The following is a 22,022-nucleotide window of genomic DNA, read 5'->3' as shown; positions in this document are numbered from 1 at the left end:
CTACCCGCGTAATATGGGCACAACCCTAAGCGAGGTTCTGGTTTTCAAATTGTTCCGGACTGAGACCGCCACAGGCACTGTGACGACGCCACCGATTGTAATCACACTCACTATAATTAAACACTGCTGTCCGCATTATTTCCCGGCTGACAAAGTCCTCTCCGTGGATACATTCCACCCTCAGCGTATGGAAGAAGCTTTCCGCACAGGCATTGTCGTAACAACAACCTCTGGCGCTCATACTTCCCCGCAGATTATGGCGTTTCAGTAAGCTCTGGTAATCCGTTGAACAGTACTGACCGCCTCTGTCTGTATGCACGATGACATTTTCCGGACATTTACGCCGCCACAGCGCCATCTGTAACGCATCGCAGGCAAGCTGTGCTGTCATCCGCGAGGACATCGACCAGCCAATGACTGACCGCGACCACAGATCGATAACCACGGCCAGATAAAGCCAGCCTTCACCAGTGCGAAGATACGTGATTTCACCCACCCACTTCTGATTCGGGCCGCTGGCGTAAAAGTCCTGCTTCAGCAGATTCTCTGAGACTGGCAGATCATGTTTGCGGTAACTGACCGGACGGAACCGGCGCGAGGCTTTCGCCCGCAGCCCCTGCCGACGCAGGCTGGCCGCCACGGTTTTCACGTTGAACTGGTAACCCTGAGCACGAAGCTCATCCGTCAGGCGTGTGCTGCTTGCGTGGCTTTTTGGTGGTTGATGCTGGTTTTGTCATGTGAGTCACCTCTTACTTGTGAGTTTACTCACTTAGTCGCGTGTCCACTATTGCTGGGTAAGATCAATGGCCTCGCTGACCGGTCATGACATGAACGCCGTGCATATCCAGGATCTTCTTGCGGTGGATACGTTTATTCCCCGCGCGGTACAGGGTGGCATTGCCGGGGAATGTTCAATGGAAAACGCCGTTGGCATTGCGGCGATGGTGAAATCCGATCGCTTACAGATGCAGGCTATCGCCAGCGAGCTAAGCGCCCGGTTAAATACCCCAGTTGAAGTCGGTGGTGTGGAAGCCAACATGGCTGTGGCTGGCGCGTTAACGACGCATGGATGCGCCGTGCCGCTGGCGATCCTCGATTTAGGCGCAGGATCCACCGATGCCGCCATTATCAATAACGATGGCGCAGTACGGCGTTGTCGCCGGGCAGGGTAATATCCGTGGTACTGAAGGCCCGCGCAATGCGGTGGCGACCGGGCTGGTTTTAGCCGGAGAAGCCAAAAAATAGTGCAGAAAACAGCCGCGCAAGCGTTTAGCTGCGGGGTAAGTCAAAGAAAGGCGATGTTCTCTTTGATATCCCGGCGGAGTTGGGTACATAGTATCAAGGTGTCTCTCACGTGGTTAATTTTAAGGATAAGAGCATGCCAACAGCAATTGAAAAAGCCTTGGATTTTATTGGTGGTATGAACACTTCGGCGTCAGTACCCCATTCAATGGATGAAAGTACCGCTAAGGGAATTCTAAAGTATTTGCATGACTTAGGTGTGCCAGCGAGTCCGGAAGTTGTGATGGCAAGGGGTGAGCAGGAGGGATGGAATCCTGAGTTCACGAAAAAAGTGGCCGGATGGGCAGAAAAAGTCGCCTCCGGTAACCGCATCCTTATCAAAAACCCAGAGTATTTTTCGACCTATATGCAGGAGCAGCTCAAAGAACTCGTGTGAGCTGACTATCGAATAAAACGCTAACGGACGTTTCCATCTAAGGATGGCGGCGTCCAGAAGGGGTTGCCAGTGACAGTTTTGGACTGCCGATTCATTTCTTTTCGTCAAATTAATGTCTATATATTTATTGAATAAATATATAGTTCATAACTTACTACGTTGCCATTACCGCGTCATTCTTAGATGATCTACATTTCATAAAACACTTGATTCCATTTTGTCTCTATTAAGAAAAATAAAATGTGAACGCTGTCAATTCTGTAAACGTAAAAGATAAATATTGTATACACGGATGCTTGTTGGCAAACAGGCAGATGGCAATCAGGATCTTTTACGGAACATTGTGTATGAAAAATAATATTGAAGAGACAATAGGTAAGTACTTGCCTATTTTAATGATATTACCTCTGGCGGGTTTGGCAGAGTTAGCTTCTTTATATTCAATCCAGGCTTTATTACCAAAGTTAAGTGAGGTTTATAATATCCCATTGAATCAGGTAGGGATGATTTTGTCTGCTGAGGTGGGGTTTCTGGCATTAGCCATGTTATTTAGCGGCACGTTATCTGACCGTTTTGGGCGAAAGCCAATCATTTTTTATTCGTTGCTGGCAGGAGGTATTTTAACTCTATTGTGCGCAACTGCATCATCATGGCCGATGCTGGTGGTATACCGCGCTTTGCTCGGCATTGCAGTAAGTGGTATTACGGCGGCCGTTACAGTCTATATCAGTGAAGAAGTCTCTCCTGCTTTGGCAGGGATTGTTACTGGATATTTTATTTTTGGCAATTCGCTAGGGAGTATGTCTGGTCGTGTGTTTGCAACTTTGATGATGGAGCATGTATCTATAGATACGATTTTCTTTATCTTCGGTGGTGTTCTGATTGCTATGGCACTCGCGGTGAAGTTGTTTCTCCCGACATCCCGACAGTTTGTTCCTACACCTTCACTACAGCTTGGTGCAGTGTTGAAAGGCGGGTTGGAACATTTTAAGAATATCCGCGTATCATTATGTTTTGTCATTGGATTTATTCTTTTCGGCTCTTTTACATCCATCTTTAATTTTCTGGCGTTTTACCTGCATCGACCGCCTTATGAGCTGAGCTACACCTGGATAGGTTTGATTCCAGTTAGCTTCTCATTAACTTTTTTTCTTGCGCCATATGCTGCCCGTGTCGCGTTGAATATTGGGTCGATGAATGCGCTCAGTATGCTGATCATCTGTATGATGGTCGGTGCATTTCTCACGCTAATCGCCCCTTCTCTGTGGGTTTTCATTTCAGGTATCGTTTTACTGTCAGTCGCATTTTTCTCTGCTCATTCCACCGTATTAGCCTGGGTCAGTTCACGGAGTCCAAACGCAAAAGGACAGGCGACATCGTTTTATCTGCTTTGCTACTACTCTGGCGGTGCAGTAATGGGGTATTTCAACGGGTATCTTTTCTCCTGGCAGGGATGGAATGCTATTGCGGCATCATGTCTGATGATGCTGGGGATAGGATTATTTATCTGCCGGTTTATTTTCGCAAAATATGAGAAACAACCGCAAATCAAAAAACAGTCAGTTCAGGAGAGTTTCTGATTATAGACACGAAGTGTGTTTTTATACTTTCCATAATGGAATCATCATTTTTTCATTAATGTGTCACTATAGCTAAAAGCTTAAACTGTGAATATTTGGCTACCCGGATATTCGTTGCTCCAGGAATATATATGTCTGCTAAAACGCTGTATGAAAAATTAGTTGAGTCACATACCATTCGTGAACTTGATAACGAAGGACATGTTTTACTTTATATTGATCGTTCAATACTGAATGAATATACCAGCCCGCAGGCATTTAGCGGGTTAAGAGAACGCGGCCGCACCGTTCGGCACCCCGACACGTTTTTATTGAATATTGACCATGTTAATCCCACGCGGTCGCAACGGGATGACTTAATGACCGATCCGGGAGGACAGCTACAGGTTGATTACTTTCGGGAAAATGCCGCTGACTTTGGCATCACATTATTTGATGTGCTGGATCCGCGTCAGGGGATTGAACACGTGGTTGCTCATGAACAAGGGCTAGTGATGCCTGGCATGGTGATCGCCGCCGGGGATAGTCACACGACAACCTACGGTGCATTTGGCGCGCTGGGCTTTGGTATCGGGACGTCGGAAATTGAACATCTGCTGGCCACGCAGACGCTGGTTTACCGCAAGCTCAAAACCATGCGCGTAAGTGTTCAGGGAGAGCTACCTTTCGCCTGTTCCGCAAAAGATATTGTTCTTGAATTGCTTGAACGTATTGGCGCTGATGGCGCGACCGGATATGCCATTGAATTTGTGGGTGAGGCCATCAGCGCGTTGAGCGTTGAAGGACGAATGACGCTCTGCAACATGGCGGTAGAAGCGGGGGCGCGTGGTGCCATTATTGCGCCGGATAAAAAGGTTTTTGACTATATCTACGGTAAACCGCAAATGCCTGTAGGTGAACTCTGGCAGCAGGCATTGCTGGAATGGTCACAGTTGAGCAGCGATGCTGATGCGGTATTTGATAAGACGGTGGCGATCAACTGCCATGATCTTGAGCCTAAAGTCACCTGGGGAATCAGTCCGGATCAAACAGGTTCCATCACCGGACGTGTCCCTTTCCCGGAACAGGAAACCAATCCGCTTAAGCGCCTGGCGCTTGAGAAGGCCCTTCATTACATGGGATTAACGGCTGGCATGTTGCTGAAAGATATTCGTATCTCTCACGCTTTTATTGGTTCATGCACAAATGGTCGCATTGAGGATTTGCGTGCCGTTGCGAAGGTGCTTGAAGGGCGCAAAATCGCCAGCCATGTTCGCGGGATCATTGTGCCTGGTTCAACAATGGTAAGACGCCAGGCGGAAGAAGAAGGACTGGCGAAAATCTTTATTGCTGCCGGTTTTGAATGGCGGCAGTCGGGTTGCTCAATGTGCCTTGCGATGAATGAAGATGTATTGTCGCCCGGCGATCGCTGTGCATCAGGTACGAATCGTAACTTCCCTGGACGACAGGGCGCTGGAGCAAGAACGCATTTGATGAGCCCGGCGATGGTTGCAGCGGCGGCGGTAGAGGGGCATCTGGTCGATGTTCGGTCATTACTTCAGGCAGGGGAATAAGATGGATACGTTTAAGCAAATCAGCGGGCGAATTGCGCCGATGCTGGAACCGAATATCGACACTGATGTGATTATGCCAAAACAGTTCCTGAAAGGGATCGATCGCCAGGGGCTGGATAAAGGGGTGTTTTTCGATCGTCGCTTTATGGCTGGCGGCCAACCAAATCCTGATTTTATTCTGAACATGCCGGGCTGGCAGAGCGCGACATTCCTGCTGGTTGGCCCCAATTTTGGCTGTGGATCGAGTCGTGAACACGCCGTATGGGGATTAAAACAACTGGGAGTACGGGGGCTGATAGGTAGCACATTTGCAGGCATTTTCGATGATAACTGCCAACGCAACGGGATCCTCACGGTCTCATTAGATGAACCTGCTTTGGCGCGCCTGGCGCAGCTTGCCGCGAGTGCTGATACCAATTCTATCACTGTTTCACTCGATCGCTGCGAAATTACGACGGCAGAGGAAACGATCTCCTTTGTGATCAGTGAACTCAAACGGGCGATGCTGGCCGCAGGCGAAGATGCGATAGCCTGGACATTGCAATACTTGCCGGAGATTGAAAATTTTGAGGTTGCGCATTATTCACGGCGGCCGTGGTTAAAACGGCCTGCATCCCCGCGCGGTTAAGGAAGAAGACTGCAATGAAACTGGTTCAATATCTTGTGAACGGTGGCAAACGCTACGGCATTATGCAGGAAACCGGAATAATTGATCTCTCGCAGCGGCTTGGCGACAAATATCCCACTTTGAAATCTCTCCTGTGCGCTAATGCGCTGACGGATGCGGCGTTATGGTGTGATGAGCCGGCGGATTATTACTACCAGGAAGTCACTTTTCTGCCGGTGATTGACGATCCGCAGAAGATCATCTGTGTCGGAATGAATTACGCCGATAAGCGTATTGAGTTTAATGAAACCAACCCGGCCCCAACCCTTTTTGTCCGCTTTGCAGATTCTCAGACCGGGCATAATGGCCTGCTGCTGAAGCCTGAAAATACCAATGAGTTCGACTACGAAGGTGAATTAGCCGTAGTGATTGGGCGGCGATGCTCCCGGGTCAGCGCTGAGGATGCTTTAGATTATGTCGCCGGATACAGCTGCTATATGGATGGTTCAGTGAGGGACTGGCAGCATAGCTGGTTTACGGCTGGAAAAAACTGGCCTTCGACAGGATCATTCGGTCCGTGTCTGGTGACCACAGACGACATTCCCGATCCCCAGATGCTACGTTTACTGACACGACTAAACGGGCGGGAGGTGCAGAACGAATCTACGGCAAATATGATCCATCCTATCGCTTCACTCATTGCTTATATAAGCACCTTTACTCTGCTTTCCCCTGGCGACACGATCCTCACAGGGTCGCCTGGTGGAGTGGGCAAAAAACGCGTTCCACCGCTGTTTTTACACGATGGTGATGTTATTGAAGTTGAGATTGAACATATTGGAACCCTGCGCAATGTCGTCCGGGATAGCCGTTATTTAACATCATCTGTTAGCTGGCATGACGGGAGAAAGTGATGAGTACACTGATTGAATGCGGCGTCTCTCCGTTTATTCCGGGGTTTGCGCTCAAGGATGTTCGTCTGGAAAATGGTCTGACGGTAAGAGTGGCTATCGGAGGCAGCGGTTCACCTTTGGTACTGCTACATGGGCATCCGCAGAATCATACAACATGGCGGAAAGTCGCACCGACATTGGCGCAAAATCATACAGTCATTTTGCCGGATTTGCGTGGCTATGGCGACAGCGATAAACCAACGAGCGATCCGGCGCACCGTACCTATTCAAAGCGCACCATGGCGCAGGATATCGTCATGTTAATGGATGCGCTCGGCTTTTCCCGTTTTGCCTTCGTAGGGCATGATCGTGGCGGACGCGTAGGACACAGGCTCGCGCTGGATTATCCGGATCGTGTGACCTGTTGTACTTTTATCGACATTGCTCCAACCGCGACGATGTACGCCTTGACCGATAAATCCTTTGCTACGCGTTACTTTTGGTGGTTTTTCCTGATTCAACCTTTCCCGTTACCCGAAACGATGATTGCGCACGATCCGGCATTTTTTCTGCGTAAGCATATTTCTGGCCAGCTAAAAATAGAGGGCGCGACCTCGCAGGAAGCATTCAATGAATACCTGCGCTGTTACCAGAACCCTGAGATGATCCACGCGATCTGTGAGGACTACCGGGCTGCTGCGACGATTGATTTGGACGATGATGCCGCAGATACGTCGGCGCGTATCCGGTGTCCGTTACAGTTGCTGTGGGGAGGGCTGGGAACGGTAGGGCAACTATATGATGTGGTTGGTACCTGGAAAGAAAAGGCGCTAAACGTTCAGGGGGAAGCATTGCCTTGCGGACACTCCCCGCAGGAAGAGTGTCCTGAGTACTTTATCCAGAAACTTCAGTCCTTTTTACATTCAGTGTTATAACTCGGTCATCCTTTGCAACTTCGCACTGATGCTATGAAAACGACACCTGTAGGAAAAAAACATCGCCAGCCCCTTGAGGGCTGGCCTTCTGTTGAAGATCTTTTCGTTTTTGTCACCGTTGCTCGCAACGGTGGATTTGCCCGGGCAGCGCTGGAGCTGGGGTTATCTCCCTCCTATATCAGCAAACGTATCGCTATCCTTGAAAAATGTCTCAACGCCCGGCTTTTTTTTCGAAATAACAGAGTGATGCGTCTCACACCGGAAGGCGAAAATGCGCTGGGTGGGGCTATGCAGGTCGTCAGTGAAATGGATGGCTTTGTCAGTCGTTTGGATAATCAACGTGGTGTGTTGGCTGGTAATATCACCATCAACTGCTCATTTGGTTTTGGGCATAAATATGTCGCAGAGGCGCTGTCGTCATTTATGATCGCCTATCCTGATATTACGGTAAAACTCACGCTAACGGATCGTGAAGTGGATCTGGTGGAAGAGGGGATCGATATTGAAATTCGCGTTGGGGATGATATCAACGAATTGTATATCGCACGGCAGTTAGCCACTAATCGACGGATCCTGTGTGCTTCCCCTGAATACCTCGAACGCCACGGCAAGCCAGAGTCTGTTAGTGCGCTTGTGCAGCACGATTGCCTAATGATTCAGGAAAAAAACTCGGCATTTGGCAATTGGATATTAACGGACGGTAAGCAGCAGACACATTGCCGACTAAACGGTTTTCATTCTTCCAACAGCGGCAGTGTGGTGCTTATTTGGGCCCTGAAAGGCCATGGCATTACATTGCGGTCGGAATGGGATGTTGCGCAGTATATTGAACGAGGTGAGCTGGTTCGCGTGTTGCCTCAGTGGTATCAGGACGCGAATATCTGGGCTGTATATACCCGGCGTTCATCAAGTTCTGATCGTATCAAAATCTGCATCGATTTCCTCACGGAGCATCTTGCACAATGCTTGCCAGGCGGTAAAGCACCGGGCGTACTGTGATCAGTCGGCGCCAACTGTCGTGGCGCCAGATGCTCTGACTTACGTTTACTGTTAGGTGTTCTTTTTGCCAGCACCCAGTAGCTTTTAGGGCGTTGCGTTGGTGGCGCGGTTTTGTTTCCGCTATCGTGGCGAAGTTATCTTTTATCCCACCACGAGGCCCAACCTCCACATAGATACCTCCATTATTACCGGATTTCTCACCTGGTTTTAACGTCATATTTTATCTCCTGATTTTTGGGTGACGATTATCGGAGGTTGAGAATTCTATTGGTATCGGCTGGATGGCATTGTAAGTATCACACACTCACTCCATAACAATCCTCAGGGATACGATCGTATCCCTGAATATTTCCCATCAAAACTCAGGAGTAAAATCACTCTCACTAATATATTTTTCCAGTATGGCGGTATATTGTCGCCAGTTCCCGGAGTCATTGATTACTGCATAATTTATCGATGCTCCCGGCGTTGGCGAGCGTGTTAGCGGCACATCACGTGCTGTTTTCGGCGCAACCATGATATCGCCGATACTTTTCTTGTCATCCGTCGTTAGTGTTAAACTCATATACCACGAGGTGGGGTTAACTATCCGTATAGTATTCTCTTTAGCAATAAAGCGTAATTTTTTCTCCTCCGCTTCCGTGGGCGCTTTTAGCCCAGTCGGGCGAATTAAAATTTTTAGCCGCAAACGAAGCGGTAACACCAGTTTTCGCGGGTGGTTTTTAATATCCTGGGGGAGTGGCGGTATCTGATAAATGTTTAGCCAGAAGAGACTCTCCCGGTCCGTTGCAAGCTGCTGGCGGGAACTCAGGAGCAGGCGAAGCGTTCTCAGTTCTCCTGGCTGCATTTTAAATACCGGCGGCAGCGCCACCAGCGGCGTTTTGCTGTTATCCGGAGAGGCGTCAATGTTTCCGGCGTCGGTCCATACCTGTAACAGCATCGGCGTTGTATTATCGTTGGATAATGTCAACGATTGAGCGACATCATCTGAAGCAAAAATAATTCGGGTTCTGTCAATATTAACGGCAGCTTGTGCCGGGCCATACCATCCCGTCAACCCAAGTAGCGTTAATATGACTTTACTGAAAACTAACCACTGCCTGTAATTGCGCATTCACGCTTCCTGCCGTTACTGTTTGTCCGCCGATCGCCTCAAGCGAGGCAGTAAAATCACCGCTATAGGTTTCTACTGAACCGGATGATACCCGTGTGGTTAAATCTTTATAGCCATACCAGCCTCGGGCGTTGCCAGTGCCTGTCTTGATCCGATCGGGTAACAGGTTAATTGGCGTACCGGCATCGTTATAGATGCGGATACCCACTCCGGAAGCTACGCCAGGTTCGCCATAATGGGTGTCCAGTAGCCACGACAGACCGCCTGCGGATGTGGTTAGCCCCAGGCGACGCGCCGCCGCCACGGCGGTGGGTTGATTAACGACAAACCCCATTGCGACATTAGCGGCGCTGGTGGACGGGAGGGCACTGGACACGGCGCCGGACTCACATTCCAGGCTGACGTGGAAAGGCGCCTGGCTATTGCCTCCGGCGGCTAATATGCCGACGGCGACAGGGGGAATTTTCACGATCGCAGGATAATCTGTGATTTTACATAACGCGCCGCGAACATAGGTGACGCTATTATATGTACTCCATGCCCCGGGCCAATAGCTGGGCCAGCCATAATAATCGCTGGCATGATCCAGTCCCGCTTTGATCCGCTCGGTAATCAAGCCTGGGCCTTTAAACGCGATATAACCCCGAGGCTGCGTCCAGGTATCTCGGTCCATTGGATTCTGGTAGGCAAAATATTTTCTTGAGTCAATTTTAAACATCTCATATAACACGTTACTAAACGCGCTGGCAGGAATATAAATATATTTGTCATCCTGAAACCAACTGTCTGCGGTAAGTTGGCGTTCTTTCCAGAAACGGCTGTAATATTCGCCGGTACTGAGGTTTGTCATACGGACAGCAACATTACGCTCCACATCATAATAAGCGCCTTCTACTTCGGGAGTAAAAAATGCCCCCGCAAAAGCGCTATCGCCATTTGTCGAATACATCTCATAGAGCTTCCCGGCATCGGCGGAATCGCAGCGGTAAAGTACCTGTTTACTGGAATAGGGCGTTCCGGTGGCGGCCGTCAGGAAGTTACCGATCCCACTGGCCAATAGTGTGCCGGAGGGTTGAAATGTTTCACTATTACTGATGCTAATCACCGTTGGCAAACCGATATTACCCGTATTCGTGTCAAGTGCGCCGATCCAGTTTTGCGCCGTGTAGCCCGCTTTTATCGCCGCGTCAGAGAGCGCGCTCTTATCGATGACTTTGATACATGACGACCATGTTCCGGCGCTGACGAACAGGCTGGTGATAAACAAGAGCGTTCGGAAACTAAAAAGCATTGTGCTATTCCTTCTCGCAGATTTTGTTCAGATAGAGAAACGGTTCTTTGGTGTGAAGATCGAGTTGGTAGGCAACCCGGCAACGCTGGTTTGCTTCTTTTCCCCAGCGCACCAGTAGAGAACCCGACGGATGGGCGATACGGGCATAAATCTGCCCACTCTGGCCGACCATGCCGATGTTTGTGCCTTCACCGTTGAAAACATCAGCGCCCATTGGCGGTATGCCGCCATCCGGCATCTTCACGGAGATCAGCACCGCTTTGCCGCTGATAGTGGCGAAATTGACACGCGCGATGGCGCCGGCATAGGGCACAATCTGCTGACTTCCTCCCGTCAGTTCGGCATCGCTGCGCATCTTACGGGTATCGAGCGTAACGTTATTGACGCGGTAAGGAGATAATGAAGGCAGAATGGCGTAACCAAAGCGATCAACCACAGCGCCCTGGCCATTTTGTACGATCGCGCCCTGCGCGCCATCGGCATGAATAAGCGCAAAGGTATCGCTGGTATAGGGGCCAGCCGTCAGACCGCCAGAGTGAAGTACCAGGGTGCCGGACGCGCCCAGCCCTTCCTGACGATAGTTATCACCCTGGTCATAGTTGGCGCGAAGTGCGCCAAACCGGGTGTTTTGTTGTAGATTACCGCCAAACGTCGTTGGCGCGCTGCTATCGCTATTACTATTGCGATAACGCTCGTAGCCGCCATAAACCGACCATGACAGGTCGCTGTTTTCACCGCTACTGCCGGTCATGGATACGGTTGAGGAACGGCTTTGACTGGACTGGTTATAATTCATGGCGACAGACGTTCTGTTTTCGCCCCAATCCAGCGGTATAGAGACATTAAACGACATTGTGGTTTCGGTATATTTTTGTCGGCTACTCACGTCCAGTGGTTCGTTGACGCCGTGATAAAAGCGATCGTAATCCCAGGTGGTGCGCTGTCGTGCGATATTCACCCCGTAGCTTATATTCCGCCACTGGTTGCTATACCCCATTTGTAGCTGTGTTATACGCGATTGGTTATTGTAGTAGTCTGCGGTGCTGGCGCTGAGGTTAAGCGTGCCAAGCCGTCCTAACGGCTGGCTTACCGTCGCGGACAGGCGATTGCGCTGATGCAGCGTGTCGGAGTAGTAATCAATCCCCGTTTTTGCTTCCCGGCGTACGCCGAGCACGTCCTGAAGATCGCGAAAGCCGTTGGTTGAATAACGATAAGCCGCCAGTACCAGGTTAGTGCCGGTGGTAAACGTTTTGCTGTAACTGAGTTCCGCGCGCCAGCCTTGCTGGCGATCGTTATGCTCTGCGCGCGCATTCGACCAGGTGGCGTTAAGGCCGAACGCGCCCATACCGGTGGCCCAGACGCCGCCCGCCAGCCATGCCTGGTAACGCTGCGCAATTCGTGAACCGAGGTTGAGGGTAATGGTGTTATTAACGCCGTGCTGGAACGTTCCCTCAAAGAAACGATTTTCAATATCGTAGTACTGACGAACCCTGCCGAAGGCCAGCGAATAGTGCCAGTTACCGGGACGTACCGAATCCGGCACGGAAGAATAAGGCACGGTGAAACGTGAGGTTTTACCGCTGGCCTCGATAACCTCTACCTCCAGATCGCCTTGATAACGGGTGTTGTACAGATCGTCAATATAAAATGGGCCCGGCGGAACGTTGGTTTCATAAATCACTTTCCCCAGTTGTTTTACTACCACGTGCGCGCTACTGGCCGCTACGCCCCGAACTTCCGGCGCATAACCGCGTTTGCCCTGCGGGCGCATCCGCTCGTCGGTGACAAGTTTAGCCCCGTTAAAAGACAGACTGCCGAATAAGCTGGAGTCCGTATAGCTATCGCCCAGCGACAGAATACTGTTAATAGACGCGACAGGTCTTTGCACCCAGGTTCGAACGCTATTATAGCGCCAGGCGCTTCCGCTCTGGTTGCTATTGGCATAGCGCAGATTACTTTGATGACGGACCTGCCAAAGTCCGAGGTTAACGCCCATGTTTAAACCGCTCCATAAGTATTGGTAGCGATAATGGCTGTCGGTATTTTCGGTGTGGGTCCAGTTTGTGTTATGGCGTAAAAACAGCGCCAGCGCGCCGCTATCCCACTCTGAAGGGGAGATATAACCGCGCGGTTTGTGCGTAAGTTCGGTCATTGGAATCGTCAGCAACAGGCGAAGCGTGGCGCTATCAAATTGCCAACCGGCATGAGGCACCCACTCCCTGAGCGGGCGACACTCGGTCGCAGCGTCGGTCGCGGGGAGTGATTTTATCTGTGCTGCTTTCATCACCGATAAGGGCAGGCAGGGTTCAGTCTGTTGACCCTCTTTTACAGCATTAAATCGAATATTAGTGCTCGAGGTTACCAGCGTGCCATTAACGTAAACGTCGGCAAGATAGTCTCCGGAAGGCGTTTGCTGTTCATTAAAACGGGCAATATTTTGTCCGTAAGTGGCCCCCTGAAGTAGCGCAGGATCAAAATAATACTCTTCACCCTGCGCGGAGCCTGAGCAAACTATGGCGATCAATAGCGCAAGGCTTTTGCGGTTCAAATTAATGGTGGGGGACATCGTAGCTCTCGCTTATCCTTGCGCCCAGGTCGTTAACCAAAGTAACGGTGACTGTACCGGAGAAGGATTTGAGTGACCGTTTGCCCGGCAGCCACCAGGTTTGACTGGAGAAAGGGGCAATCATGTCTGCATCCAGGTTATATGAAGCGCCGTTCACTTTTACATTCAAATTACTTAAAGAGGCAAACCAGGGCTGCGGATTAACAATAACAATACCGCTTTTTCCGGAACCCTTATTTACCGTTTTAATCTGTAATTTTTTCGCCAGACTATCAGGTTTACCTAGCCCGTCAGGACGATAGAAAAGTTTTATTCTTGAGCGCAGCATCACCAACATTTTATTTTGCCCGCTGTCGCTGCCAATATTCGTTGGTGGTACCTGTAATACGTTAAACCAGAATACTGACTCACGATCCTGCGGCAATTTTTTCGTGTTGTTATAAATTACGCGTACCACCTGGCCTGCTTTGGGTTGAATACGAAATACCGGCGGCGTGGCAATGAACGGCATCGCGCTGCTATTTTCCGGGCTGGTATTCATATCGCCATCGTCAAACCAGGTTTGTACGATATAAGGTATTGCATCATTATTTTTTAACTGCACATCTACGGAGGAGGCTGTTGATGGGTAAATTATTCGGCTACCCAAAATAGTAACGCTCGCCCACGATGCTGTGGCGGGTAGGGCCAGGAATAGAAAAACTATTAAGTAATATAATGCGGAATGTCGGGTATCCATTTTCATCTCAACAACTCCCTGGCGATTGAAAATGGTCTGGCGTTTCAACGCCAGACCGTAGCGACAATTATTTATACGAAACGGCGTATTGAAGGGTGGCAGCGACTGTCCCAGCCTCTGCTTTCCCGGTAGAGTAATACCGCGCGGTATAAGTCGCGCTCGCTTCAGAAGCATTTGGTTCCAGCTGTAGGTCGCCGTCGCCAGTAAAGCCGCCGGTCAGATTGATTGGCTCCCCTGAAGTGTCGAGTAATTGGACTTCAACATTTTTCGCGCTGCCAGTATTACCCAGGTTACCGTTACTGGTGACCTGATTACCGACAAAGACAGTGGAAATTTTTGTTGTTTTGTCCTTAGAGCCGGTACACCCGGACAGCCCAATATCAAACGTTATTGGCCCCGCAGTTTTCCCTTGTTCTGATAAGTCTTTAGTACTTACTGTTGGCAATAACACGACGGGTTTAGCCTGATTACCATTAATCACGACAGAGCATGTTTCATCAGAGACTTCCCCTTGAAAGGTGATGGTGTTATCAGAAACAGCCATCGCGCTGCTGGAGACAAGAAGTGAGCCTGTGATCATTGCTAAATACTTTTTCATAGACATATGATAATGTTCCTGTATTAATCTTTACTTTTTCAGGACGAGTGCAATTCGCCCGAATGTTTCGTGCTTATGGAGGAGTGGTAAAAATAACGATCATTAACTCTATTTTTGGATGTGAGCTATACCCTCCTGACTATTGATAATGCGATATAAAACAAACAGACTTATTTCTCTTATCATGAAATAGAGCGATAAGCGCTTTCGTACATACATCTCATTAGTACAACTGATAGTGTTATCATTTGATTGAGTGTAATCCGATAACAATTCTCTCCGCGTCTGAATAGATAGACTATGTTGCAATACAAACCTGCACATTTTTGCTATGTAAAATCCGCATCAGTTAAACCTCCCGATGGATAATACGATGGTGAGATTAAGGTAAATTTTCTGAAATGTGCTTCTGAAACAGTATAATTAGTCTTACTTTTTTCTTACTTTTGGCCTTTCAGAAGTTTCCTGAGTTTGCGTTAAGGTAAAGAAAAGTGTTCAGATTTACCTATAACTGTTTGATTTGTAATGTTCAGGTAATACTTGTGTCAATTATTGTTTACTATAAGTGAGACTTATAAGTTAAACTCAGGTTAATTAGGGGGCTGAATTCTTTTTTGAGCATGATAATATGTCGTCTGAATGATGGATGCAGTTACCTTTAGGATTGTCATGAATGAAAGCATATTTTTACTTGATAAGCGTGTTGTATTTGATAGTACGAAGATGACCTTATCGCATGGTAATGAGATAATCAGAATATCAGAAGCTGAGACCCATCTGCTTCTTGCTTTTTGGCATGGTCTTTACAAAAAAGAAGATATTATTCATTTTGTTTGGGAAAATCGTGGAGGCTGCGTCTCAGAATCAAGTTACTATAAACTCATTAATCAAATGAGAAATGATTTTAGTAGCATTGGTCTACAGTCATCTGACATCGTAACTCGCCCTCGGGTGGGGGTATCGCTGTCTGTTGCCATTGAACCTATAAAAAAAATCACCTCCCTAAAGGTGAGTGATGAAAACGTTAAAGGCACCACGACTCGGGAGAACATATTTTACAAAATTAAACGTCACAGCGTATTTGTGGTATTAACAGGAGCCATTCTTCTGGCATTGCTCTATGGTGTATTTACTATATATAAAGCGCCTGTTCGTAACAGCCCTGATAGTTTTTTTACATATCTTGGCGAATATAACGATTATGCAATCTATAAAACAAAAGAGGATAAGGTCACATTAAGTGAAGTAGTTTTTGCTTTTAACTCTCTAAAAATTAAAATTTACCGGCAAAATGGACGCCATCTTTATTATATCAGGGAGCCTAACATGAATATTTTTCTGCAATGCTTAAATCCTGTTGAAATGGCGGTGCCAAAATGTATTACAGTAAAAGAACGTTACTGATTATATTTGTAATATTTATCGCCATTGTCGCAATCGGATCGGTAATAGCGCTTGAGTGGGTAAATCGTGACTCTTATAGAACCAATAATCTTATATGCACGACAAAATCAGAAGCGTATATTGAACCACGAAAATTGTACATGGATGGTGGACTTGTGCTGGATCTTAAATCCGGCAGGATTACCCTACACTACGATGTTACTACCGATACGAAAGAGAAACGGCTTTTTTTTCGTGATATCTGCATCAGCAAACTGCGCAGAACGGGTATGAAAACATTTACTTTTAAAGTCAATTCAGTTAAGACTTTTGAGTCTGATACTGCTGGCGATTTGTTTTCCTGGTTGAGACTGTTACAGCCTGGTACGATTAATGAGTTAAAGATGGTCAAAATTGGGAAAAATACCTACATGTTTTCGCTTAATCGACATTTGTATAATGTGTGTACCACCAGTAGTAACGTTGAGTTGTAGCCAATAATCCCTGTATTGATGGGAATTCGTTCCGTGATGGTTATGCCTCATCAGGCAGCGAACCTGGCATCTGGCTAACATATTGAATTTAGATATCTGCTATCGCTTATTTTAACGATAGTATCCTGCACCTGTTGGGTATTGATATTTTCTTGTCTATTTTCGGCACAGGGAGTGCCATCTTGCTATCATTAAGAACGTATAACCTATCTCTCAATATTGCTTTTCTATATTAATGTTACTTTAGTTATCCTATAAAAGCGTACAGTGGCAAAAGGAAGGCCGGTAAGAGGGCAATGATTTGAAAGTAAGAAAGCTATTTCTGATGTTGTTTATTGCCGTTCCACTGATCGTAATGATATTGGTGGGGTTACTCGCGGGTATCTTCCAGCTAAAACGAGATATCGCCGTCAGCGCCAATACGCTGCTGCGGTTTAGCGCGGATATATCTGCCGCCTCCTGGCAAGTCGCCAGAAAAGCCGCCAGACTGGCTGAGAGTTCCTGCACTGATACGCTGAAAGAACTGTCCAGAACGCGGGCCTTCACTCCTTATGTCCGTGACATTGGGTTTCTGGAAAATGGTGATATCACTTGCTCCTTTGTCACAGGAACCGAACGCTATCATTTTTCCCGGCTGGCAGGGCTTTCCTTACCTGCTTCTTATCCGGAACGGTGGTTGCGATCTATCGGTAGTATGGCCGAAGGACCCGATCGCCTTGTTGTGGTTTATGTGAAAAAAGTAGCAGCGAATAAAGCGGCTTTCGTCATTGTGGATTCGCAGTATGTCCAGGAGCTCATGGAGATATTGGCAGCAGAGAGAGCATCAGCCTTTAGCCTGACATTCGGCGCAGGGGAGGCGATTACCAGCGCTGCGACGTTGCGCGGTAAGGCGTTTTTAACGCAGCGCTTCACCTCAACCGATCACACTATCCAGCTGATGGTGCGAACCCCTTTCTCAACGTTATCGGCATACTGGTTACAAAACCTTTTTATTTTTGTTCCGCTGTCATTGTGTCTTTCTGTAGGGATGATGTTGTTCTACAGGCGCTGGTATTTAAAACGTTTATCTCTGGCCCGGGAGATTGCCAGGGGGATAACGCACAATGAGTTTACGGTACATTATCAACCTGTTTTTAACGTTAAACACGCTAGTTGCGGCGGCGTGGAGGCGCTAATGCGCTGGCCGCAACCGGATGGCCGTTTTATAACTCCCGATATTTTTATTACCGCCGCAGAAAATGAAGGCATGATTATTCCTCTCTCTCGTCATCTGTTCGAACTGATTGCTCATGACGTGATAAACTGGACTGTACCGGATGATTTCTATATCAGCGTAAATATATCGCCTGCGCATCTTATGGATGACGGTTTTATACAAGATATAGAGGCGCTCAGGACTCGTTTGGGAACGATAACGCTTATGTTGGAGCTCACCGAGCGTAGCCTGATTGTAGAACCTTCACAGGTCGCAGAAAAACTTTCAACGCTCCGTGAAAAAGGCGTGTTAATAGCGATTGATGATTTTGGGACCGGCTATTGCTCACTCTCCTATCTCCAACAATTACCTGTAGACTCTCTTAAAATAGACAGAACGTTTATCGATACCATTGATACCAGCAGCGATGATGTTCCTGTCCTGGATACTATCATTACGCTGAGTCAGCGACTGGGGCTCAATGTGGTTGCCGAAGGGGTCAGTACCCAGCACCAATTGCGTTACATCTTAAGCCACGGGGTAGGATTCGTTCAGGGATTTCTTTATGCCAGGCCGATGGGGGCTAATGACTTTATGAGCTGGCTTGGCAAGTCGGCCCAGAGGCAAAATGGTTTGCTCAAGGGGGAAAACGAATCTGCGAGTGGCCTGGTGGCTGAATAATACAGGAGCTCGCTACGGAAAAAAATTCAATAGCACGATATATCCTGGTAATATGTTTATGCCGTGAAGAAACGTGATAGCACTGGGGCGGATATTTTTATGAGTCAGAACAATTATCTGATTGACAAAAGGGTTATTCTTGATTGTGAACGAATGACGCTTTCCTGCGCCGGAGAGTCGATAACGATATCTGAATCGGAACGCAGTTTGCTTATCGCTTTTTATGAAGGCCTTTTTAAAAAAGATGATTTAATTAACTATGTCTGGGGGCGCAAAGGTGTCGTGGTCTCTGATGCCAGTTATTATAAATTGATTAACCAGCTACGAGGGTCATTTGATAAAATTGGTCTTAAGGGGGCGTCTGTTGTGACTCGCCCTCGCGTGGGTGTTTTACTCTCAGTTTCCATTGAACCGTTGAGTGATGAGGCGCAAAATACGCCGTTGCCTGCTGTTGCTGAAACAGAATTATCGACGGTTGAAGTGCGACGCGATGACACTATTATCCCTCCAATACCGGGCGCTGTGAATAAAAAAGATTGGCTCTACTTTTGCCTGGCCGCGCTTCTGATGTTTTTTATGATGTATAAAGTTAAGGGTGAAAATATTGATTACTTTACCCTCCAGGGTTCGTATGATGGATACACTTTTTATAGTGTCGGGCATGATAAAACCCATCTGACGGATATCGTTGAAGCGTACTCTGAGATGAGTAATGAAATACATAAACAAAACGGAAAAATCATTTATTACATTCGCGTTCCTAATACAAATATTTTTGTCCAGTGTCTTAACCAACTTGATATAGCGGAGCCGAAATGCATTTCCATAAAAGAACGTTATTAAGCGTGGCGACGCTTGGTATGTTGGCTGTTTCAGTCGTACTGATGGTAGTTTGGGTACGAAACAGTAGCCATAGTTCTATTAATACTAATGAATTTTTATGTACGACAAGAACGGTAACGACGATACAACCTAAAGATATCCATGCCGATGGCAGTCTTGTTCTTGATTTTAAGATGAAGAGAATTACGCTTCAATATGAAATAAAAACAAAAGATAACGGTGTAAAAATATTATACCGGGACGTATATATGAAAAATTTACATCGAACAGCGCCTGGTGTTTATACGTTCGAAGTATCCCAGGTAAAAGTCTTTGCCACGGACACGGCTGGCGATCTGTTATCATATTTACGGGTTCTGCATCCGGAAGCGGCTAATGAGATTCGAATATCTAAAGTGGGTGAGAAAACCTTTTTTTATTCTCTTAATCGGCAGCTTTATAACGTTTGTACCGCGCAGTAGATCTGAATGTTGTCTGAATGCGTCAGAAAGCGAGTTGCGAAATTGCCCTCCGCAAGGGTAAAGGTTAACTCAATAATCAATAAAATACATGAAAAACAATTGGTTATGAATTTTGACTCTTCAAGGAGGTGACTGATACTCGCTGATAACCTCTCGCTGTCCGCCTGACGGATGCGATGCCAGGATCGGGTCTGAAGCAACTATGAATCCGCCATTAATAAAAAAGTAAGAACTCTGTAAGACTGATTTCATATCCATTATCGAATATATCAGGGTATATTACCTCCGCAGTTGGCATGACTGGTAATAAGCGCATTAGGTGCTCTTAATCTAAATGCTATTTGTGTGCCATAAGTTCCGGTACCGCCTTAATTATATATCAAAAATGGAGTGGTTTTAATGAAAAGACGGTCTTCGTTCCTTGTTTTTTTAGGTTTATTATTAGCGTCACCTTTAGCTTTGGCTAACGATCAGCACACCGTATCGTTTGGTTATGCACAAACTCATCTCAGTTCATTGAAAAATAGCGATAGCAAAGATCTGCGAGGCTTTAATTTTAAATATCGTTACGAGTTTAATGAGACCTGGGGGATGTTAGGCTCATTCACCGCGACGCGCAATGAAATGGAGAATTACACCTGGAAAGAGGGGAAGTTGCATAAAAATGGTTCCGATTCTGTGGACTATGGTTCTTTGATGTTTGGACCAACATATCGTTTTAATGACTATGTGAGCCTGTACGGCAATGCGGGTATAGCGACGATGAAATTTAATAAACACTCAAAAGAAGAGTCCTTTGCCTACGGCGCTGGCGTAATATTTAATCCAGTTAAGAGTATATCTATCGATGCATCATGGGAAGCCAGTCGTTTCTTCGCTGTGGATACCAATACATTTGGTGTCAGCGTAGGTTATCGCTTCTGATATTAAAAGTATAAGCGTTACGTTTATGGCAAGGAATTAAAAATAATATGGCGCTGCTACAGAATAGGGATGGTTATGAGCGCTCAGGTAATCTTAAGAGGAAGATAAAACACTCACCGTAGCGTTATTCTATTGATGAAATTATGATAAATTCACTATCGGAACAACTTCCGTTAAAAACGATAGGTATAGTTTTAACGGATGATTATTATACTTATTTAGGCATCGCTTCACTCTTTGAGGATGGGAAGTGCTTTATGTTCCCACTCAATGGAGAATATAATTCGTGTCAGATATCAGCTAGCGAAGATATCATAATTATTATTGATGGACGAGTTTTGATTCAGGGGGTCTGGAAAGGTTTTAAGGCGCTCATGCAGCATTATCCACATGCTCGTCGAATCTGGCTCACGCGCAGAGATATTGGAAAACTTTATCCACATGGCTGCGATAGAGATCCTGATATCGATCCCGATTTGGCAAAGCCTGTTTTTATTGAGCATTTCATTAAATACGCTTGTGCAAACGAAGTAGCGGTCGGTGAACTTGCGCCGTTGACAAAAAAGGAGGAGGAGTTGTTATGGCACTTTTTATATAAAAAGTCGATGAGTCAGATCGCCAGTAGCTATGGCATGAGTCGTAAGACTTTGTACATTCATAGATTGCGTATCTGTCGTAAATATGGCTTCAAACGCTTTTTCCATTTGCTATTTATTTACCAAAGAAGTCGCCATATCTTCGCATCTAAAATTTGCCGTGTAGACAAAAACGCCGATCAGGCTTGAAGCAAACAAGATGAAAAAGTTAACGATGAGAGAGTGTGAAAGCATCAATCCTACTATGCTGCTTGCCATTAAGATACTTATCTCGGCGCTTGACGAAAAAACAAAAATAAGACTCAGAGAGCATATTGAAAAAACTGAACAAGAAATAGCCTCAAGCATACATGATAGCATCATGACAGAGACTTTTCTTCAGCAAATGAAAGACATTCGTTACATCTTAAATATAGTTCCTTGACGGCGTTCAGAAGCAAGAACGCGTTATTATTTAATGATTAATAGACCAGGTATTAGTATGAAAAAGATCTTAGTATGTTTCGTCGGCTTGGCTTTAACCGCATGTAGTGCTAATTCGCTGAATTATGGCGCTGAACAGGTACGGGTGATGACCAGCGAGCCAGGTAAGGAATGCAGCTACTTAGGAGATATCACGGGCAGCCAGGGGAATTTCTTTACCGGTGGCTGGACTTCCAACAGTAACCTGGAAACGGGTGCCCGTAACGATCTGAAAAACAAAGCTTATAAAATGGGCGGCAATACGGTAGTCCTGTTAACCCAGCGTGCAGGCCAGACAGGAAGTTCATGGCACGGTTCGGGCTCAAGCAAACAAACCAATGTCACGTTAAGCGGGAACGTTTATCGTTGCCCTCGTTAACCTTATTTTGCAGGTAATATATGCCTGTTTAGCGCGCGCGCCGCACTGGCG

The 22,022-nt window shown here is 47.0% G+C and carries 21 protein-coding genes and 3 pseudogenes; 17 read left to right on the top strand and 7 right to left on the bottom strand.

The genetic code is table 11. The features are described 5' to 3' along the window. Positions 1-25: 25 nt before the first annotated feature. Positions 26-697, bottom strand: a pseudogene (locus tag J4613_RS19560) (IS3 family transposase); the annotation flags it as partial. A 106-nt stretch (positions 698-803) separates the two neighbouring features. On the opposite strand from J4613_RS19560, the pseudogene J4613_RS19555 reads away from it, so the two are divergent. The 8 genes and pseudogenes from J4613_RS19555 to J4613_RS19515 form a co-directional block, all read left to right on the top strand. After that, a pseudogene (locus J4613_RS19555) lies at positions 804-1,148 on the top strand (diol dehydratase reactivase ATPase-like domain-containing protein); the annotation flags it as partial. A 206-nt stretch (positions 1,149-1,354) separates the two neighbouring features. After that, positions 1,355-1,678 carry a DUF1889 family protein gene (locus tag J4613_RS19545; RefSeq protein WP_001573898.1) on the top strand — a complete coding sequence of 108 codons (324 nt, stop codon included), beginning with the start codon at positions 1,355-1,357 and terminating at the stop codon, positions 1,676-1,678. 341 nt (positions 1,679-2,019) lie between these two features. Next, complete coding sequence (locus J4613_RS19540; RefSeq protein ID WP_111742550.1) at positions 2,020-3,258, top strand: MFS transporter; 1,239 nt, start codon at positions 2,020-2,022, stop codon at positions 3,256-3,258. Between the two features lie 131 nt (positions 3,259-3,389). Further along, a complete protein-coding gene (leuC, locus tag J4613_RS19535) occupies positions 3,390-4,811 on the top strand; it encodes a 3-isopropylmalate dehydratase large subunit (RefSeq protein WP_023182365.1) in 1,422 nt (473 codons plus the stop codon). 1 nt (position 4,812) lies between these two features. Next, a complete protein-coding gene (gene leuD / locus J4613_RS19530; RefSeq protein ID WP_000379343.1) occupies positions 4,813-5,439 on the top strand; it encodes a 3-isopropylmalate dehydratase small subunit in 627 nt (208 codons plus the stop codon). Positions 5,440-5,453: 14 nt separating this feature from the next. After that, complete coding sequence (locus tag J4613_RS19525; RefSeq protein ID WP_000780210.1) at positions 5,454-6,332, top strand: fumarylacetoacetate hydrolase family protein; 879 nt, start codon at positions 5,454-5,456, stop codon at positions 6,330-6,332. Continuing rightward, positions 6,332-7,246, top strand: coding sequence for an alpha/beta hydrolase (locus J4613_RS19520; protein ID WP_000105598.1), 915 nt, complete (start codon positions 6,332-6,334; stop codon positions 7,244-7,246). The genes J4613_RS19525 and J4613_RS19520 overlap by 1 nt, the downstream gene beginning before the upstream one ends. 33 nt (positions 7,247-7,279) lie before the next feature. Continuing rightward, complete coding sequence (locus J4613_RS19515; protein ID WP_079798497.1) at positions 7,280-8,245, top strand: LysR family transcriptional regulator; 966 nt, start codon at positions 7,280-7,282, stop codon at positions 8,243-8,245. Here the strand turns inward: J4613_RS19515 and J4613_RS19510 are convergent. The 6 genes from J4613_RS19510 to J4613_RS19485 all read right to left on the bottom strand — a co-directional run bounded on the left by J4613_RS19510 (position 8,190) and on the right by J4613_RS19485 (position 14,559). Continuing rightward, entirely contained in the window at positions 8,190-8,462 is a 273-nt protein-coding gene (locus J4613_RS19510; protein WP_001675688.1) for a hypothetical protein, read from the bottom strand. The genes J4613_RS19515 and J4613_RS19510 overlap by 56 nt on opposite strands. Before the next feature lie 138 nt (positions 8,463-8,600). Beyond that, a complete protein-coding gene (gene stbE / locus J4613_RS19505; protein ID WP_001247027.1) occupies positions 8,601-9,359 on the bottom strand; it encodes a fimbrial biogenesis chaperone StbE in 759 nt (252 codons plus the stop codon). Continuing rightward, the gene (gene stbD, locus J4613_RS19500; RefSeq protein ID WP_000899082.1) at positions 9,325-10,650 is read right to left on the bottom strand and encodes a fimbrial usher protein StbD; all 1,326 of its coding nucleotides are present in this window, start codon (positions 10,648-10,650) and stop codon (positions 9,325-9,327) included. Before stbD ends, stbE begins: the two co-directional genes overlap by 35 nt. A gap of 4 nt (positions 10,651-10,654) precedes the next feature. Continuing rightward, positions 10,655-13,216, bottom strand: a complete 2,562-nt coding sequence (locus J4613_RS19495; RefSeq protein ID WP_000075335.1) for a fimbrial outer membrane usher protein — start codon at positions 13,214-13,216, stop codon at positions 10,655-10,657. Beyond that, positions 13,200-13,961, bottom strand: coding sequence for a fimbrial biogenesis chaperone StbB (stbB, locus tag J4613_RS19490; protein WP_000781486.1), 762 nt, complete (start codon positions 13,959-13,961; stop codon positions 13,200-13,202). The genes J4613_RS19495 and stbB overlap by 17 nt, the downstream gene beginning before the upstream one ends. Before the next feature lie 61 nt (positions 13,962-14,022). Further along, complete coding sequence (locus J4613_RS19485; protein WP_000062033.1) at positions 14,023-14,559, bottom strand: fimbrial protein; 537 nt, start codon at positions 14,557-14,559, stop codon at positions 14,023-14,025. A gap of 663 nt (positions 14,560-15,222) precedes the next feature. Between J4613_RS19485 and J4613_RS19480 the strand changes: the two genes are divergently transcribed. The 9 genes and pseudogenes from J4613_RS19480 (at position 15,223) to J4613_RS19440 (ending at position 21,971) form a co-directional block, all read left to right on the top strand. Beyond that, positions 15,223-15,957 carry a membrane protein gene (locus J4613_RS19480; protein ID WP_001005867.1) on the top strand — a complete coding sequence of 245 codons (735 nt, stop codon included), beginning with the start codon at positions 15,223-15,225 and terminating at the stop codon, positions 15,955-15,957. Continuing rightward, a pseudogene (locus tag J4613_RS19475) lies at positions 15,930-16,230 on the top strand (hypothetical protein). The gene J4613_RS19480 and the pseudogene J4613_RS19475 overlap by 28 nt, the downstream one beginning before the upstream one ends. A gap of 501 nt (positions 16,231-16,731) precedes the next feature. Further along, on the top strand, positions 16,732-18,306 hold the full coding sequence (locus tag J4613_RS19470; RefSeq protein WP_077910991.1) for an EAL domain-containing protein: 1,575 nt from the start codon (positions 16,732-16,734) through the stop codon (positions 18,304-18,306). 99 nt (positions 18,307-18,405) lie between these two features. Next, positions 18,406-19,149 carry a transcriptional regulator gene (locus J4613_RS19465; RefSeq protein WP_000081375.1) on the top strand — a complete coding sequence of 248 codons (744 nt, stop codon included), beginning with the start codon at positions 18,406-18,408 and terminating at the stop codon, positions 19,147-19,149. Further along, positions 19,122-19,610: a hypothetical protein gene (locus J4613_RS19460; protein WP_000545426.1), complete on the top strand. Its 489-nt coding sequence runs from the start codon at positions 19,122-19,124 to the stop codon at positions 19,608-19,610. The genes J4613_RS19465 and J4613_RS19460 overlap by 28 nt, the downstream gene beginning before the upstream one ends. Positions 19,611-20,009: 399 nt before the next feature. Then, complete coding sequence (locus J4613_RS19455) at positions 20,010-20,534, top strand: Ail/Lom family outer membrane beta-barrel protein (protein ID WP_000830239.1); 525 nt, start codon at positions 20,010-20,012, stop codon at positions 20,532-20,534. A 143-nt stretch (positions 20,535-20,677) separates the two neighbouring features. Beyond that, positions 20,678-21,319: a helix-turn-helix transcriptional regulator gene (locus J4613_RS19450; protein ID WP_000610827.1), complete on the top strand. Its 642-nt coding sequence runs from the start codon at positions 20,678-20,680 to the stop codon at positions 21,317-21,319. Between the two features lie 10 nt (positions 21,320-21,329). After that, entirely contained in the window at positions 21,330-21,554 is a 225-nt protein-coding gene (locus tag J4613_RS19445; RefSeq protein ID WP_000737127.1) for a membrane protein, read from the top strand. Between the two features lie 57 nt (positions 21,555-21,611). After that, positions 21,612-21,971 (top strand): DUF4156 domain-containing protein, encoded by a 360-nt coding sequence (locus tag J4613_RS19440; protein ID WP_000722978.1) that lies wholly within the window; start codon positions 21,612-21,614, stop codon positions 21,969-21,971. The last annotated feature ends 51 nt before the right edge of the window (positions 21,972-22,022 follow it).

Origin of the sequence: Salmonella sp. 32020114201800008SM, from assembly GCF_017572025.1 — a bacterium.
GTDB classification, from domain to species: domain Bacteria; phylum Pseudomonadota; class Gammaproteobacteria; order Enterobacterales; family Enterobacteriaceae; genus Salmonella; species Salmonella enterica.
Note: the sequence above shows the minus strand (reverse complement) of the source record. Positions and strands in the feature narration are given on the sequence as shown.

What these genes read in the sequence shown, in the direction of transcription:
- leuC (WP_023182365.1), top strand. Translation starts at nt 3,390, where the DNA reads ATGTCTGCTAAAACGCTGTATGAAAAATTAGTTGAGTCACATACCATT.
- J4613_RS19525 (WP_000780210.1), top strand. Translation starts at nt 5,454, where the DNA reads ATGAAACTGGTTCAATATCTTGTGAACGGTGGCAAACGCTACGGCATT.
- J4613_RS19465 (WP_000081375.1), top strand. Translation starts at nt 18,406, where the DNA reads ATGAGTCAGAACAATTATCTGATTGACAAAAGGGTTATTCTTGATTGT.
- J4613_RS19450 (WP_000610827.1), top strand. Translation starts at nt 20,678, where the DNA reads ATGATAAATTCACTATCGGAACAACTTCCGTTAAAAACGATAGGTATA.
- J4613_RS19445 (WP_000737127.1), top strand. Translation starts at nt 21,330, where the DNA reads ATGAAAAAGTTAACGATGAGAGAGTGTGAAAGCATCAATCCTACTATG.
- J4613_RS19455 (WP_000830239.1), top strand. Translation starts at nt 20,010, where the DNA reads ATGAAAAGACGGTCTTCGTTCCTTGTTTTTTTAGGTTTATTATTAGCG.
- J4613_RS19515 (WP_079798497.1), top strand. Translation starts at nt 7,280, where the DNA reads ATGAAAACGACACCTGTAGGAAAAAAACATCGCCAGCCCCTTGAGGGC.
- leuD (WP_000379343.1), top strand. Translation starts at nt 4,813, where the DNA reads ATGGATACGTTTAAGCAAATCAGCGGGCGAATTGCGCCGATGCTGGAA.
- J4613_RS19485 (WP_000062033.1), bottom strand. Translation starts at nt 14,559, where the DNA reads ATGTCTATGAAAAAGTATTTAGCAATGATCACAGGCTCACTTCTTGTC.
- J4613_RS19440 (WP_000722978.1), top strand. Translation starts at nt 21,612, where the DNA reads ATGAAAAAGATCTTAGTATGTTTCGTCGGCTTGGCTTTAACCGCATGT.
- stbD (WP_000899082.1), bottom strand. Translation starts at nt 10,650, where the DNA reads ATGCTTTTTAGTTTCCGAACGCTCTTGTTTATCACCAGCCTGTTCGTC.
- J4613_RS19495 (WP_000075335.1), bottom strand. Translation starts at nt 13,216, where the DNA reads ATGTCCCCCACCATTAATTTGAACCGCAAAAGCCTTGCGCTATTGATC.
- J4613_RS19520 (WP_000105598.1), top strand. Translation starts at nt 6,332, where the DNA reads ATGAGTACACTGATTGAATGCGGCGTCTCTCCGTTTATTCCGGGGTTT.
- J4613_RS19460 (WP_000545426.1), top strand. Translation starts at nt 19,122, where the DNA reads ATGCATTTCCATAAAAGAACGTTATTAAGCGTGGCGACGCTTGGTATG.
- J4613_RS19480 (WP_001005867.1), top strand. Translation starts at nt 15,223, where the DNA reads ATGAATGAAAGCATATTTTTACTTGATAAGCGTGTTGTATTTGATAGT.
- stbE (WP_001247027.1), bottom strand. Translation starts at nt 9,359, where the DNA reads ATGCGCAATTACAGGCAGTGGTTAGTTTTCAGTAAAGTCATATTAACG.
- stbB (WP_000781486.1), bottom strand. Translation starts at nt 13,961, where the DNA reads ATGAAAATGGATACCCGACATTCCGCATTATATTACTTAATAGTTTTT.
- J4613_RS19510 (WP_001675688.1), bottom strand. Translation starts at nt 8,462, where the DNA reads ATGACGTTAAAACCAGGTGAGAAATCCGGTAATAATGGAGGTATCTAT.